The organism is Rhizobium sp. KNZ14-9A, assembly GCF_056755015.1.
The window spans coordinates 3,476,724-3,491,338 of record NZ_JBPGXB010000002.1; the positions used below are offsets into that span (position 1 = coordinate 3,476,724).

The 14,615-nt window shown below is 61.9% G+C and carries 13 protein-coding genes; 8 read left to right on the forward strand and 5 right to left on the reverse strand.

Annotated features, from left to right (window positions below; translation table 11 throughout):
- Nucleotides 1-722: 722 nt before the first annotated feature.
- The 3 genes from rpsT to mutM form a co-directional block, all read right to left on the reverse strand.
- Complete coding sequence (gene rpsT / locus ACR9ZQ_RS24050) at nt 723-1,001, reverse strand: 30S ribosomal protein S20 (protein WP_113324735.1); 279 nt, start codon at nt 999-1,001, stop codon at nt 723-725.
- Nucleotides 1,002-1,195: 194 nt separating this feature from the next.
- Nucleotides 1,196-1,969 (reverse strand): enoyl-CoA hydratase, encoded by a 774-nt coding sequence (locus ACR9ZQ_RS24055; RefSeq protein WP_310379491.1) that lies wholly within the window; start codon nt 1,967-1,969, stop codon nt 1,196-1,198.
- A 9-nt stretch (nt 1,970-1,978) separates the two neighbouring features.
- Nucleotides 1,979-2,869, reverse strand: coding sequence for a bifunctional DNA-formamidopyrimidine glycosylase/DNA-(apurinic or apyrimidinic site) lyase (gene mutM / locus ACR9ZQ_RS24060; protein WP_310379493.1), 891 nt, complete (start codon nt 2,867-2,869; stop codon nt 1,979-1,981).
- A 153-nt stretch (nt 2,870-3,022) separates the two neighbouring features.
- Between mutM and ubiE the strand changes: the two genes are divergently transcribed.
- The 8 genes from ubiE to ACR9ZQ_RS24100 all read left to right on the forward strand — a co-directional run bounded on the left by ubiE (nt 3,023) and on the right by ACR9ZQ_RS24100 (nt 12,847).
- A complete protein-coding gene (ubiE, locus tag ACR9ZQ_RS24065; RefSeq protein WP_310379495.1) occupies nt 3,023-3,799 on the forward strand; it encodes a bifunctional demethylmenaquinone methyltransferase/2-methoxy-6-polyprenyl-1,4-benzoquinol methylase UbiE in 777 nt (258 codons plus the stop codon).
- A gap of 5 nt (nt 3,800-3,804) precedes the next feature.
- Complete coding sequence (gene ubiB, locus ACR9ZQ_RS24070; RefSeq protein ID WP_310379496.1) at nt 3,805-5,379, forward strand: 2-polyprenylphenol 6-hydroxylase; 1,575 nt, start codon at nt 3,805-3,807, stop codon at nt 5,377-5,379.
- A 92-nt stretch (nt 5,380-5,471) separates the two neighbouring features.
- A complete protein-coding gene (locus ACR9ZQ_RS24075; protein WP_113182162.1) occupies nt 5,472-7,055 on the forward strand; it encodes an aromatic amino acid lyase in 1,584 nt (527 codons plus the stop codon).
- Nucleotides 7,056-7,082: 27 nt separating this feature from the next.
- Nucleotides 7,083-8,450 (forward strand): dihydroorotase, encoded by a 1,368-nt coding sequence (locus ACR9ZQ_RS24080; protein WP_310379499.1) that lies wholly within the window; start codon nt 7,083-7,085, stop codon nt 8,448-8,450.
- On the forward strand, nt 8,447-9,727 hold the full coding sequence (locus tag ACR9ZQ_RS24085; RefSeq protein WP_310379501.1) for a Zn-dependent hydrolase: 1,281 nt from the start codon (nt 8,447-8,449) through the stop codon (nt 9,725-9,727). The genes ACR9ZQ_RS24080 and ACR9ZQ_RS24085 overlap by 4 nt, the downstream gene beginning before the upstream one ends.
- The gene (locus tag ACR9ZQ_RS24090) at nt 9,708-10,805 is read left to right on the forward strand and encodes a DUF917 domain-containing protein (RefSeq protein ID WP_113324742.1); all 1,098 of its coding nucleotides are present in this window, start codon (nt 9,708-9,710) and stop codon (nt 10,803-10,805) included. Before ACR9ZQ_RS24085 ends, ACR9ZQ_RS24090 begins: the two co-directional genes overlap by 20 nt.
- 3 nt (nt 10,806-10,808) lie before the next feature.
- Entirely contained in the window at nt 10,809-11,138 is a 330-nt protein-coding gene (locus ACR9ZQ_RS24095) for a TfoX/Sxy family protein (protein ID WP_310379502.1), read from the forward strand.
- Between the two features lie 47 nt (nt 11,139-11,185).
- Nucleotides 11,186-12,847: a urocanate hydratase gene (locus ACR9ZQ_RS24100; protein WP_310379504.1), complete on the forward strand. Its 1,662-nt coding sequence runs from the start codon at nt 11,186-11,188 to the stop codon at nt 12,845-12,847.
- 9 nt (nt 12,848-12,856) lie between these two features.
- Here ACR9ZQ_RS24100 and ACR9ZQ_RS24105 read toward each other — a convergent pair whose 3' ends face one another.
- Both ACR9ZQ_RS24105 and ACR9ZQ_RS24110 read right to left on the reverse strand, forming a co-directional pair.
- Nucleotides 12,857-13,258 (reverse strand): GFA family protein, encoded by a 402-nt coding sequence (locus tag ACR9ZQ_RS24105; RefSeq protein WP_310379506.1) that lies wholly within the window; start codon nt 13,256-13,258, stop codon nt 12,857-12,859.
- Nucleotides 13,259-13,316: 58 nt separating this feature from the next.
- Nucleotides 13,317-14,570: an MFS transporter gene (locus ACR9ZQ_RS24110; RefSeq protein WP_310379508.1), complete on the reverse strand. Its 1,254-nt coding sequence runs from the start codon at nt 14,568-14,570 to the stop codon at nt 13,317-13,319.
- Nucleotides 14,571-14,615 lie beyond the last annotated feature (45 nt).

Consider the following 14,615-nt stretch of genomic DNA (forward strand, 5'->3'; position numbering starts at 1 on the left):
CAGAAACCCTGCGGTGGTCGCGGTCATGCGACAACCGTCTCAAAGCCTCTATGTCAGGCTGGCGGCCGATCCTCGTTTTTCGCCCGCAAGCCCGAACGCAATGCTACACTTTCCCCTGCCCTTCTCCTGGCCTCACGCAAAACGTGTAGCCGCGGAGCGCACAAAACGTCCCCGTCCCGTGACAGCCACGTCACGGTACAATGCCGTCGAGTGCGTGAGAAAACGGAAGCTGTCCGCTCCGTTGCAAATGACACAGAGCCATCATCCTGCCGACTTGGCAGTTTGGACTGACTTCTGCAGGTGATGTCCGCGCCCTTTGCTGGACGCCATTTAGGCAGGATCAAAAGGCAAGATCAACGATGAATTTTACGCAAAATTAAGACGCGGCCATTGACTCCGGCGGGGCCTTTAGGGCGTCACACCAACGTCAAAAAAGAATCGCTTTTGAATCAAGGAGATTCCCCGACCGGGTTATTTTGGACACGCATAAAAAGAAAAAAGAAAAAATCTTCTTGACTCATTTGAGGCCACGGGTTGCGTGACCAGAGTCGCAAGCCTTAAAAAGATCCTTGCGTAAGCTATTGTTTTAAAACAATTTTTCCTGTCATGCCCCTGACACGAAATCGTCGCAGGATTAACCATACCCACGGCGGGCGGCGGAATCGAAAAAGCCCGGTAAAATTACCGGGCTAATCATAACGAGCAATTCGTTAATGAGATGTTTAGGCGTTCGCAGAAGCCGAAAGGGCCTTCACACGAGCAGCGAGGCGCGAGACCTTGCGGGATGCCGTGTTGGCATGCACGACGCCCTTGCTTGCGGCGCGCGCCAGCTCGGGCTCAGCGGCGATGAAGGCTTCCTTTGCCTTGGCGGCATCACCAGCGGCGAGTGCCTCTTCGACCTGGCGAACGTAGGTACGAACGCGCGAACGGCGAGCCTTGTTGACTGCGGTGCGGCGTGCGATCTTGCGGGTCGCCTTTTTCGCCGAAGTTGTATTGGCCATGGATGCCTCTCTCAAGAATTCGAACAAAACTCCGCCATTGCCGCGCTGGCCCTGCGGCCACTCAATTCAGCAATGCGGGAGCATTAGCGGAAAACCTGACCGGCTTTCCGAACCGTGGGCGGGCATATAACGCTAAAGCCGCGCCACGTCAACGCGCATTTTCAAGGAAAAGCCCCTTTCCCGCCGCCGTCCGCTCACCTGTTCTTGAAGGCCGGTTTGCGCTTCTCGATGAAGGCGGCCATGCCCTCTTTCTGGTCCTCGGTCGCAAAGAGGCTCTGGAACAGACGGCGCTCGAAACGCAGGCCCTCTTCCAGCGTCGTCTCGAAGGCGCGGCTGACCGCCTCCTTGGCCATCAGCACCGAGGGGCGCGACAGCGATGCGATCCTGGTAGCGGCCTCCATCGCTTCGTCCAGAAGCCGCTCAGGGGCCACCACACGCGAAACGAGTCCCGCGCGCTCGGCTTCCGCCGCATCCATCATCCGGCCGGTCAGGATCAGGTCCATCGCCTTGGCCTTGCCAACCGCCCGCGTCAGGCGCTGCGAGCCGCCGATGCCAGGAATGACGCCGAGTGTGATCTCCGGCTGGCCGAACTTTGCAGTCTCGGAAGCAATGATGAAGTCGCAGAGCATGGCAAGCTCGCACCCACCACCGAGCGCAAAGCCGCTGACGGCGGCGATGATCGGCTTGCGGGCCTTGGCGATCTCGTCCCAGCCGCTGATGAAATCGCTCTTATAGACTTCGGCGAAATCGAGCGGCTGCATTTCCTTGATATCGGCGCCCGCGGCAAAGGCTCGCTCGGAACCGGTCAGCACGATCGCGCCGATGGCATCATCCGCATGAAAGGCCGCATAGGCCAATTTCAATTCCTTGAGCACGGTCGAATTCAAGGCGTTCAGCGCCTGCGGCCGGTTCAGTGTGATCAGGCCGACATTGCCGCGGGTTTCGACAACAAGGGTTTCATAGGCCATGGCGCTCTCCTATTTCTGGCAGGTGGCGCAATAGAAGGTGGAACGGCCAGCCTGCACGATGCGCGAGACCGTACCGCCACAGCCCGGCGTGCGGCAAGCAAGACCTTCGCGATCATAGACGGAAAAGGAATGCTGGAAGTAGCCGAGCGAGCCATCCGTCTGGATATGGTCGCGCAGCGACGATCCGCCGGCGGCGATCGCATCGGCGATGACATCGCGGATGGAGGTCACAAGCAGGTTCAGCGCCTGCTTCGGCTTGCCCGTCTTCGTCACCAGCGTGCCGGCAGCGCGCACGGGCGACAGATGCGCCCGCCACAATGCCTCGCAGACATATATATTGCCGAGCCCGGCGATGGTCTTCTGGTCCAGGAGCGCGCTCTTTAGTGGCTGGGCCTTGCCGTCGAAACGCTTGGCCAGATAGGCGGCTGACAGTTCGTTGCCGGTCGGCTCCGGCCCCAGGCCGAACAGGAAAGGGTTGGCATCGAGCTCGGAACGGTCGGCAATATCCATGAAGCCGAAGCGGCGCGGGTCATTGTAGATAACGCGGCGCGGGCCACCCTCGCCGTCCAGATGGAAGATGGCGTGATCGTGTTTCTCGTCCTTGGAGCGCTCGTGGTGAAAATCGCCCGGCGTGGCAGTCAGTGGCCCCTGTTCGATCCGGAAGGAGCCGGACATGCCGAGATGGGAAATGATCGTCTTGCCGCTGTCGAGATCAATGAGCAGGTACTTGGCGCGCCGTCCGAGGCCGATGATCTTGCGGCCGGACACCTGCCGCTCGAAATCCTGAGGAAAGGGAAACCGCAGGTCGCCGCGGCGCAATTCCAGCCTCTGAATGCGCGCGCCTTCCATTGCCGGCGTCAGGCCACGCTTCACGGTTTCGACTTCTGGCAATTCCGGCATCTTAACCCATCTATATCTAACGTGTTTCAACCGCCCGCGATGTGCGCTATAGCGCCAACGTGCCGCGGGCGGACCGTGGCCCACAGATAGCGCCGCAGCCACGCTTTCGCTATGGTCGCCGCGCCGAATTCTTGATGTGAACGGAGTAGCTTGATGTCAGACAGCCGGACCTCCGCCGATGGCGGCATGGAAACGTCCTACGGCTTCCGCGAAGTACCGAACGGTGAAAAGCAGGGCCTCGTCAACGAGGTCTTCCACAAGGTCGCCAAACGCTACGACATCATGAACGACGTCATGTCCATGGGCATGCATCGCGCCTGGAAGGATGCGATGATTACGGCGCTGAACCCTCGCAAGGAGCCGGGCTACAAGGTGCTCGACGTGGCCGGTGGCACTGGCGACATCGCCTTCCGCATCGTTGAAGCCTCGAACCGCCAGGCACATGCGACCGTGCTCGACATCAACGGCTCGATGCTTGGCGTCGGCGCCGAGCGGGCGGAAAAGAAGAAGCTTTCGGACAATCTTACCTTCGTGGAAGCCAATGCCGAGGACCTTCCTTTCGAGGCAAACAGCTTCGATGCCTATACGATCGCCTTCGGCATCCGCAACGTGCCGCGGATCGAGGTGGCGCTCTCGGAAGCCTATCGCGTCTTGAAACGCGGCGGCCGTCTATTAGTACTCGAATTTTCGGAAGTGGAACTGCCGCTTCTCGACAAGGTCTATGAGGCCTGGTCGTTCAATGCCATTCCGAAGTTCGGCAAGGCGATCACCGGTGATGCCGAGCCTTACCAGTATCTCGTGGAATCGATCCGCAAGTTCCCGAACCAGGAGAATTTCGCGGCGATGATCCGCACCGCCGGCTTCTCGCGCGTGACCTATACCAATTATACCGGCGGCATAGCAGCGCTGCATTCCGGCTGGAAGCTCTGATCCGCATGAGTGCTTTCGGGGCATATTTCAGGCTCGTAAGGGTCGGCTGGATTCTGGTGCGTGAAGGCGTCATTTCGGCGCTGCCTTCGGAAGGCCTGCCGCCATCCGTGAGCCTGGCAAAATCCTTTGTCGGCATGTTTGCGCGCAATCGCAGCAAGTATCAGAAGCGCAGCGACCGGCTGGCGCAGGCCGTCGAGCGGCTTGGTCCATCCTATGTGAAGATCGGCCAGTTCCTTGCGACGCGCCCTGATGTCGTCGGCGTCGAGTTTGCAGACGACCTGTCACAGCTTCAAGACCGGATGGCCTTTTTCCCGGCGGCAGCCGCCAAGGCCAATATCGAAGGCTCGCTCGGGCGATCGATCACTGATCTCTACGCGAGCTTCGGCGATCCGATTGCAGCGGCCTCCATTGCGCAGGTGCATCCAGCCGAGGTCGATACGCCGAGAGGACCCAAGAAGGTCGCCGTAAAGGTCGTGCGGCCCGGTGTCCGGGCGCGGTTTGCCCATGATATCGAGGCGATGTATCTCGTCGCCCATATGCAGGAACGCTTCATGCCGGCCAGCCGACGCCTGCGGCCGGTCGAGGTGACGAAAACCCTGGAACAGACCACCAAGGTAGAGATGGACCTGCGCCTTGAGGCGGCTGCCCTTTCTGAGATTGCCGAGAATACCGAAAAGGATCCTGGCTTCCGCGTGCCGAAGGTTGACTGGGAGCGCACCGGCCGCGACGTCATCACCATGGAGTGGATCGACGGCGTCAAAATGTCCGATGTCGAAGGGCTGCGGGCTGCCGGCCACGATCTCAATGAGCTTGCGGACACGCTGATCCAGTCATTCCTGCGCCATACGCTGCGCGACGGCTTCTTCCATGCCGACATGCATCCGGGCAACCTCTTCGTCGATTCCGACGGCATGATCGTCGCTGTCGACATGGGCATTGTCGGGCGTCTCGGGAAGAAGGAGCGCCGCTTCCTTGCCGAAATCCTCTACGGCTTCATCACCCGCGACTATATCCGGGTGGCGGAAGTGCATTTTGAGGCGGGCTATGTGCCCGGTCACCACAATGTCGAGAGTTTTGCCCAGGCGATCCGGGCGATCGGCGAACCGATCCACGGTCAGCCTGCCGAGACGATCTCGATGGGCAAGCTGCTGACGCTGCTTTTCGAGGTCACCGAACTTTTCGACATGCAGACGCGGCCCGAGCTCGTCATGCTGCAGAAGACGATGGTCGTCGTCGAAGGCGTCTCGCGCATGCTCAATCCGCGCTTCAACATGTGGAAGGCGTCCGAGCCGGTCGTCGGCGACTGGATCAAGAACAATCTCGGCCCCAAGCGCATCGTCACCGATCTCAAGGATGGGCTGAAGGCGGCCGTGAAGCTCGCAGAAGCCGCGCCCGAAATCGCCGCCCAGACAGAAAAGTTCCACCATCAGCTTCTGCATATGAGCGAACACGGGTTGCGCTTCGATGAGCAGACGGCCGACGCCATCGGCAAGGCGGAAGCACGCCACAACCGCTCGGCCAAAGCGGCCCTCTGGATCATTGCGCTCACGCTTCTCTATATTGCCTGGATACTGAGCTGATCGGGAAGCAACAAAAGCATGATGTGTTCGGCATTTGGGATATCCCGCCAGACGTGAGGCTCGCTTAGTCTCGCCTCCATGGAGATGAGCACATGAAGCATGAACGCCCCGGAATCGAACTGAGCGGCCAGCCCTTCAGCTTTGCCGAGATGATGAGGATCGGCTCCGGCAAGGTTGCGCTTTCGGCCTCGGAGATCGGTATGCAGCGCGTGAAGATCGCGCGTTCGATCGTCGAGGATGCCATCGAATCCGGCATGCCGGTTTACGGCGCGACCACGGGCGTGGGCGCCATGAAGGATGTCGAATGGTCGCCCGAAGATCTCGAGGTCTTCAATCTCGGCCTCGTGCGCGCCCACCACTTCGGCACCGGCACACCTTTTTCCTGCAATGTCGTGCGCAATGCCATGGCGATGCGCGTCAACACGGCCCTGACCGGCCAGGTCGGCTGCACGCCCGATCTCATCGACGCCTATATGCGCATGCTGAAGGCAGATCTCATTCCGGTCGTGCGCCGCACTGGCTCGATCGGCTGTGCCGATATCGGCCTGATGGGCCAGATCGGCGCAGTGCTGACGGGCGTCGGCGAAGCGATCTATCGCGGCAACCGCATGCAGGCCGCTGAAGCCTTCCAGGCCGCCGGCATGGAGCCGGTGAGGATGGCGCCGCGCGACAGCCTCGCCTCGCTCAGCGTCAATGCCGTCAGTTTTGCCGCCGCCGCCGAAACGACACGCAATGCCGCCGCATCAATCCGTGTGCTGCTGGCAACCGGCATGATGGCCTCAGGTGCGCTTGGCGCATCGCGCGATCCCTGGCGGGCCGTGCGCCATGTCGGCACCGCACGAGAGGCGCTGATCGGCGCCTGGCTGTGCAATGCCTCGGACGAATGGGAATGGCCGGTCGCGACCCACGTGCAAGATGCGCTCAGTCTCCGCATGATCGCCCAAGTCTTTGGTGCCGTTATCGAGAACCTGCTTTCGACGGGCCATAAGATTCTCGCCGCCACCGGCCGCTCCGACGACAATCCCGTCGTCGTTGAGGGACGGGTGATGACATCTGGCGGATCGCTGCCGCTCGACGTGACCATCCTGCTGGAATCGGCGGCACTCTGCATGGCGCATGCAGCGCGCAACGCCTTCAACCGCTGTGTCCTGCTCGGCAACGGGCAGCGGCGCGGCCTGCCGGTCAATCTCGTGCCTCCGGGCCGCATCGCCACCGGCTTCGGACCAATCATCAAGCTTGCGGGCGAAATCTTTTCGCGCGTACTCTCCATGTCGAACCCGGTTTCGGCGCAATCGCTCGTCGTTGCGGCGGGCCTTGAGGACGAGGCAGCCTTCCTGCCACTCGTCATCGAACGCTTCGACCGGCAGATGCGGGCGCTGAAGCGTCTCGCCGCACTGGAAGCCCTGCTTTCGGCACAAGCGATCGATATTATCGGCGATACGCCGAAGGGCGTTGCTGGCATGCTCTATGAGGTCGTGCGCAAACATGCGGCCTTCTATACGGTCGACCGGCCGCTTTCGGCCGAGGTCGAGGCGATCGAAGAGGAACTCGGCTCGGATGCATTTCTCTCCAAGCTGATCGAGCAGGTACCGATTGCCTCCTTCGACGATTTCTTTGCACTTGGGTCGCTCGAGCGCATCGAGGAACGGCTGACGCGGGAACCGGCCATCATCTGAATTTCGACCTATCGAGGGAGACGCGGCATGGATTTCGATCTCGTTCTGCAGGGCACGGTGGTGCTGCCGGAGCGCATTGTCGAGGGCGGGTATGTCGCCGTTTACGACGGAAAGATCGCCGAAGTCGGTATCGGCGTTCCGCCTGCGGCCAAAGAACGGCACATGCTCGGCAAGGCACTGATCCTGCCGGGCGCCATCGATGCTCAGGTCCACTCGCTCTCCCAGAAGGACCAGGAGGATTTCATCTGGTCGACTCGCTCGGCCGCTGCCGGCGGCATCACCACCATCGTCGACATGCCTTATGATGAGGGCAATCTCGTCTGCTCGGCTGCTGCGGTGAAGAAGAAGGTCGATCATGCCGGCCCGCAGGCGCGGGTCGATTTCGCACTTTACGGTACCGTCGATCCCGAAGAAGGTGCTGCCCGCATCGCCGAGATGGTGGAGGCAGGCGTTGCCGCCTTCAAGTTCTCGACCTTCGGCACCGATCCCAAACGTTTCCCGCGCATTCCGCCCGCCCTGCTCGACGCCTGCTTTGCGGCCATCGCCCCGACCGGGCTAACGGCCGGCGTGCACAACGAGGATGACGAGGCGGTCCGCACCTATATGGAACAGGTGAAGGCAAGCGGCGTTACCGACTGGCGCGCCCATGGCCTGTCGCGCCCGCCGATCACCGAGCTGCTTGCCATGCACACGATCTTCGAGACCGGCGCCAATACCGGCTGCCCGTCCCATGTCGTGCATTGCTCGCTCGGGCGCGGTTACGACATCGCGCGGGCCTATCGCCGCGACGGCTTCGAAGCGACCGTGGAATGCTGCATTCATTACCTGACGCTCGATGAAGAAAACGATGTGAAGCGGCTCGGCGGCAAGGCGAAGATCAATCCGCCGGTGCGGCCGCGCGCCGAAGTGGAGACGCTCTGGCGCAGGGTCGCCGAAGGCAATGTCTGGCTGGTGTCGACCGATCACGTGAGCTGGTCGGAAAACCGCAAGACCAATCCCGACATGCTGGCGAATGCATCAGGTGTTCCGGGTCTGGAAGTCATGGTGCCGCTTTTCGTCAAGGGCGCGCTGGAACGTGGCATCCCCCTGACTTGGGCAGCGAAGCTTATGGCCGAAAATCCGGCGAAGCACTTCCGTCTCGACCATATCAAGGGCGCACTGACGCCGGGCAAGGATGCCGACATCGTCGTGCTGGAGCCGAAAGAGACGGTCTATGATGCTTCGGCCAGCGGCAACAATGTCGTTGGCTGGAGTCCCTACAATGGAATCCGCCTGCCGTGGACGGTTTCGGCCGCCTGGCTGCGGGGAGAGAAGATCACCGAGGAGGCCAAGGTTCTGGCCGAGCCCGGCGCCGGCCGCTTCGTGCGCCCGCTTGCGCGACAGGTGCTGGCATGAGCCGCAACCTGCCCGTCAACGCCGGCCGGATCTCCGCCGATATCGAAGCCCTCTCCACCATCACCGAGCCGGGGCATCCCTGGACACGACGGGCTTTTTCGCCGCTTTTCCTCGAAGGCCGCGCCTATCTTGAGGCACGCATGCGGGCGATCGGTCTCGATACCCGCATCGACCCATCAGGTAATCTGATCGGCCGGCGCGAAGGCGCAAAGCCAGGCTCGGGCATCATCATGCTCGGCTCGCATTCCGACACTGTCCCCGACGGTGGGCGATTCGATGGTATTGCCGGTGTTGCGGCGGCACTCGAAGTTGCGCGGGCGCTGCGCGAACAGGAGATCCATCTCGACCATGATCTGGAGATCGTCGATTTCCTGGCCGAGGAGGTCAGCATTTTCGGCGTTTCCTGCATCGGCAGCCGTGGCATGACCGGCCAATTGCCGCAAGCATGGCTCTCTCGCACAATCGAAGGTCGCGATCTCGCCGAAGCGATTGCCGAGGTCGGCGGATCGCCGGGTGTGCTTACTCATGAGAACAAGCCCGATATTGCCGGTTTTCTGGAACTGCATATCGAGCAAGGTCCTGTGCTTGAAAACGAGCGCAAGGATATAGGCATCGTCACGGCGATCTCGGGCATCACCCGCATCGAAATCACCGTCGAGGGTCGGGCCGACCATGCCGGCACGACGCCGATGGATACGCGTGCCGATGCGCTGGTTGCCGCTTCGCAGATCGTGCTCGATATCCGCAATGCCGCAAACGAGCTTGCCAAGACGCCCGGCCATTTTGCAGCGACCGTCGGCGAATTCCGCATCGAGCCGAATGCCGCCAATGTCGTGCCGTCGCGTGTCGTGTTGCTGATCGACGGGCGGGCCGAAATCCGCGCCGACATGGAAGCCTTCTGCCGCTGGCTGGACGGCCATACGGAAAAGCTCGCTCTGGCCTTTGGCGTGACGATCGCGCCCCCGAACCGCATCTCCGACAATTTTCCGACACCGAGCGACAAGGGCCTGCTCTCGACTCTGGAACGGGCCTGCGAGACTGTCGGCGCCAAACACCGCTTCATGGCCTCGGGTGCGGGTCACGATACGGCCTGGATCGCCCGCGTGGCGCCGGCTGCGATGATCTTCGTGCCTTGCCGGGAAGGCCGCAGCCACTCCCCGGATGAATGGGCTGAAAATGACGACATAGCGCTCGGGGCGGCCGTGCTTTTCGAGGCGGTGCGCGAGATGGACAGGACACTTACGACGGAGAAGGATAATGGGACGCATACTGGTTGAGAAGGACGTGGAAGCCGCCGTCAAGGGCGGTTCCGTCTATGCCGCCGGCGGTGGTGGCTGGGCCGATCACGGCCGCATGCTCGGTTATGCCGCCGTTAATGTCGGCAAGCCCGAACTCGTCTCCATTGAGGAACTCGGCGACAACGACTGGATCGCGACGGCCGCGGCTATCGGCGCACCGGCCTCGACCACGCCCTGGGAAATGCAGGGCATCGACTATGTGAAAGCCGTGCAGCTTCTGCAGGAGGCGCTCGGCGAAAAGCTCTCCGGTCTCATCATCGGCCAGAACGGCAAATCCTCGACACTGAACGGCTGGCTGCCTTCGGCCATCCTCGGCACCAAGGTCGTGGATGCCGTCGGCGATATCCGCGCCCATCCGACCGGCGACATGGGATCGATCGGCATGGCAGGGTCGCCGGAACAGATGATCCAGACCGCCGTTGGCGGCAACCGGGCTGAAAACCGCTATATCGAGCTGGTCGTCAAAGGCGCGACGGCGAAGATCTCGCCGGTGCTGCGGGCGGCGGCCGACCAGTCCGGCGGCTTCATTGCCAGCTGCCGCAATCCGTTGCGCGCCTCCTATGTCCGCAAGAATGCCGCGCTCGGCGGCATCTCGATGGCGCTGAAGCTCGGCGAAGCGATCATTGAAGCGGAAAAGAAAGGCGGATCGGCGATCATCGATGCGATCTGCAAGACGACGGGCGGCCATATCCTCGCCGAGGGTACAATCACCGAGAAGGATGTGGTCTATACCAAGGAGGCCTTCGACATCGGCACGATCACGGTCGGCGCCGGTGACAAGGCCGTGACCCTGCATGTGATGAACGAATATATGGCGGTCGACGATGCCGACGGCAGGCGCGTCGCAACCTTCCCCGCCGTCATCACCACGCTTTCCGAGGAGGGCGAGCCGCTCTCCGTCGGGCAGCTCAAGGGTGGCATGCATGTGTTTATCCTGCACGTGCCGAAGGACATCATTCCGCTGTCGGCCAGCGTGCTCGATCCGACCGTCTATCCGTCTGTCGAAAAGGCGATGGGCATCGAGATAGCACGCTATGCACTGGAGATGAGGGCCTGAGCCATGGCGCGCGATCCCGGCCTGGAAGAACTGATGCGCGAGGAACTCGGCGACCGACCGGGGCTTACCGAAAAATCCATGTTCGGCGGCTGGGCCTTTATGCTCAACGGCAACCTGCTCTGCTGCGCGCGTCAGGATGGCATGTTGCTGCGTCTCGGCAAGGGAAATGACGATTGGGCACTGGCTCTGCCGGGCGTGATCCAGATGCTGTCGGGCGAGCGGATCATGCATGGTTGGGTGCGGGCCAATGCCGATATCTATGGCGACGATGCCATGCGGCGGCGGCTCATCGACGCCGCACTTGCCTATGTGGGGCCGATGCCTGCCAAGTGAATGAACCGGTGCGCTTGCGCCGATGACGAAAAGACGAGGAACCCAAGATGCCGAAGGCCAATCCACGCCATCCGAAATTTCCAATTCCCGGTGGGCCGGAGCTGCGCGCCAAGGGCTGGCGGCAGGAAGCGCTGCTGCGGCTTCTGGAAAACGTGCTCTCGGTCGGTGAAGACCCCGACAATCTCGTGGTCTATGCTGCGCTCGGCAAGGCAGCGCGCAACTGGCCGGCGCATCGCGGCATCGTCAAGGCACTCACTGAAATGGATGAGGACCAGACGCTGCTCATCCAGTCCGGCAAGCCGATCGGTCTCGTGAAGACCCATGCCAAGGCGCCGCTCGTCATCATGGCGAACTGCAACATCGTCGGCCAGTGGGCGAAGGCCGAGGTCTTCTACGAGCTGCAGCGCAAGGGCCTGATCTGCTGGGGCGGTCTGACCGCTGGCGCCTGGCAATATATCGGCAGCCAGGGCGTCATTCAGGGTACCTATGAGATCTTCATGCGCATTGCCGAGCGCCGTTTCGGTGGCGACCTTCATGGCCGTTTCGTGCTGACGGCCGGGCTTGGCGGCATGGGCGGCGCGCAGCCGCTTGCCGGCCGTATGGCGGGTGCAGCAATCCTCTGCGTCGACATCGATCCGGAACGCGCCCGCAAGCGCCAGCAGATCGGTTACCTGCAGGAGATTGCGCCCGATCTCGACAGCGCGCTTGCGATGATCGATGCCGCGGTCAAGGAAAAGCGGGCGCTCTCCGTCGGTCTCGTCGGCAATGCGGCCGAGATCTATCCGGAAATTGCCCGACGCGGCATCGTGCCCGATGTCGTCACCGACCAGACCTCGGCGCATGATCTCGTCTATGGCTATGTACCGAAGGGCATGAGTATCGATCAGGTGAAGGGCCTGCGCGATGACGGCCAGGGCCAGCTGATGGCCGCCAGCCGCGCCTCGATCGTCGAACATGTCACCGCGATGCTGGAATTCCAGAAGCGCGGTGCCGAGGTCTTCGACAACGGCAATCTCATCCGCACCCAGGCGCGCGAGGGCGGCGTTGCCAATGCCTTCGACATTCCGATCTTCACGGAAGCCTATCTGCGACCGCTCTTTGCCCGTGCCATCGGCCCGTTCCGGTGGATGGCACTTTCGGGCGAGGAGAGCGATATCGCCCGCATCGACGATCTGCTGCTCGAGATGTTTCCCGACAACAAGATCATCACCAACTGGATCCGGCTGGCGCGCGAGCATATTCCCTTCGAGGGACTGCCGGCCCGTATCGCCTGGCTCGGCCACGGCGAGCGAACGGCGCTGGCGCGGCGAGTCAACGAACTGGTCGCCAATGGCGAGCTCAAGGGTCCAGTCGCCTTCTCGCGGGACCATCTCGATGCTGGCGCCATGGCGCATCCGAACATCATGACCGAGCGGATGAAGGATGGTTCGGATGCCATCGCCGACTGGCCGCTCATCGATGCGATGATGCTCTGCTCCTCGATGGCCGATCTCGTCGTCGTCCATTCCGGCGGCGGCGGTTACGCCGGTTACATGACGAGCTGCGGCGTCACGGTCGTGGCCGACGGCTCGGAAGCCGCCGACGAGCGCTTAGACCATGCGCTGACCAACGATACGGCGCTCGGCGTCATGCGTTATGCCGATGCCGGTTATGACGAAGCGCTGGACGAGGTGGCGAAGAAGGACGTGCCCTATATCCGGCTTGGCTGATCGCCGTCGTCACAGATGCCGCGTTTCGGCCGGCGCGGCGTCATAGCGATCGTGCATGCCATCAAAATAGGCGACCGGGGCGGCGGCAAGCTCTTCGGCACTGGCATCATCGAGGCAACTGAGGGCGATGGCGATGAAGGGGCCGATCGTCTCGTTGTCGTTACGGGCAAAGGAAGCCACGCCGCAATTCTCGCAGAAAAGGTGATGGATAGAGCCGGAGCCGAAAAGATATTCACGCAACCCATCCCTGCCCGAGACCAGCCGGAAGTCAGCGGGCTGAACGATTGCCAGCCAGCTGCGTTTCTTGCGGCAAACAGAGCAATTGCACTTGAAAGTGCCAGCCGAAAGGTCGAGCCCGGCCTCATAGGCGACGGCACCGCAATGGCAGCTTCCATGATAGATCTTCTTCACAATACTCCTCCGACTCTTATTTAACCTACAAGTTAAATTAATCGTCACAGGCCGGAAGTCAAGACGGCCGTCGAGCGAGCCGGCGTGCGGCGAGTGCTGACAGGAGAGCGAATGCCATCATGACCAGCGTGAAGATCACGATCGCCGCCCATCCCTCCATCGCCCAGAACCAGCCGCCGGCCGAGCCCATGACGCTGGAGCCAATGTAATAGGCAAGCATGTAAAGCGAGGAGGCGTGGCCCTTGGTGCCGGCGGCGAGTTTACCGACCAGACCACTTGCCACCGAATGGCTCATGAAGAAGCCGCTGGTCAGCACGACGATGCCGAGGATGATGAACGGCAGGGAGGCCGACAGCGTCAGAGCGCAGCCTGCGGAAGTGATGACGATGCCGGCCAGGAGCACGGTAAAATGGCCGAGCCGATCGCCCAGAATGCCACCGACGGAGGAGGCGCCGATACCGAACAAGTACACCGTGAAGATCAGGCCGAGTTCGGTCTGGTTCAGCTCGTAGGGCGGCGCGACGAGGCGGAAGCCGGCGTAATTGTAGATCGTCACGAAGGAGCCCATCGCAAAGAAGGCGATGGCGAAGATGAAGGGCAGAGCCGGATTGCTCAGATGCCCCATCCATGCCTTCAAATGGAATTGCGGATCGAAGCCGGCGCGGCGAACGAAATTGCGCGAGGGCGGCAGCAGCGCGATAAAGCCGATCGCGGCGGCAAGGCCGATGGTGCCGATCAGGAACAGAGCCGGCCGCCAGGAGAAATATTCGGCGAAAATGCCCGTCAGCACCCGCCCCGACATGCCGCCGAAGGCCGTGCCGCCGACATAGAGGCCCATGGTGGCGCCAAGGCCGCGCGGGTCGATTTCCTCCGCGAGATAGGCCATGGCAACGGCCGGAACACCGCCGAGCACGAAGCCCTGCAGCGCGCGAATGACCAACATCAGATGCCAGTTCGGCGCAAAGGCGGTGGCGATCGTCAATACGGCGGCGCCGATCAGCGAGATCGACATGAGGCTGCGTCGGCCAAGCCCTTCAGATACGGCAGCAGCGCAGACGATGGCGATCGCCAGGAAACCGGTGGAGAGCGACAGAGCCAGCGAACTTTCGGCAGGGCTGACGGAAAATTCCTGCGCGAAAATCGGCAACAGCGGCTGCACGCAATAGAGCAACGAGAAGGTGGCAAAGCCCGAGAGGAAGAGAGCCAGGCTGGCGCGGCGATAGGCCCCGGTGCCGCGGGTCAGATATTCCTTGGACTGTTTCCTGTCGGCCGTTTTCAGGTCGGCAACGTCTTGGATTGCAGTGTCGGACATTATCAATTCCTTCCTGCCCTCCGATCTAGCCAGGACGCCTCCATT

Coding starts and splice junctions, on each gene's coding strand:
- rpsT (WP_113324735.1), bottom strand. CDS start 1,001: ATGGCCAATACAACTTCGGCGAAAAAGGCGACCCGCAAGATCGCACGC.
- ACR9ZQ_RS24055 (WP_310379491.1), bottom strand. CDS start 1,969: ATGGCCTATGAAACCCTTGTTGTCGAAACCCGCGGCAATGTCGGCCTG.
- mutM (WP_310379493.1), bottom strand. CDS start 2,869: ATGCCGGAATTGCCAGAAGTCGAAACCGTGAAGCGTGGCCTGACGCCG.
- ubiE (WP_310379495.1), top strand. CDS start 3,023: ATGTCAGACAGCCGGACCTCCGCCGATGGCGGCATGGAAACGTCCTAC.
- ubiB (WP_310379496.1), top strand. CDS start 3,805: ATGAGTGCTTTCGGGGCATATTTCAGGCTCGTAAGGGTCGGCTGGATT.
- ACR9ZQ_RS24075 (WP_113182162.1), top strand. CDS start 5,472: ATGAAGCATGAACGCCCCGGAATCGAACTGAGCGGCCAGCCCTTCAGC.
- ACR9ZQ_RS24080 (WP_310379499.1), top strand. CDS start 7,083: ATGGATTTCGATCTCGTTCTGCAGGGCACGGTGGTGCTGCCGGAGCGC.
- ACR9ZQ_RS24085 (WP_310379501.1), top strand. CDS start 8,447: ATGAGCCGCAACCTGCCCGTCAACGCCGGCCGGATCTCCGCCGATATC.
- ACR9ZQ_RS24090 (WP_113324742.1), top strand. CDS start 9,708: ATGGGACGCATACTGGTTGAGAAGGACGTGGAAGCCGCCGTCAAGGGC.
- ACR9ZQ_RS24095 (WP_310379502.1), top strand. CDS start 10,809: ATGGCGCGCGATCCCGGCCTGGAAGAACTGATGCGCGAGGAACTCGGC.
- ACR9ZQ_RS24100 (WP_310379504.1), top strand. CDS start 11,186: ATGCCGAAGGCCAATCCACGCCATCCGAAATTTCCAATTCCCGGTGGG.
- ACR9ZQ_RS24110 (WP_310379508.1), bottom strand. CDS start 14,570: ATGTCCGACACTGCAATCCAAGACGTTGCCGACCTGAAAACGGCCGAC.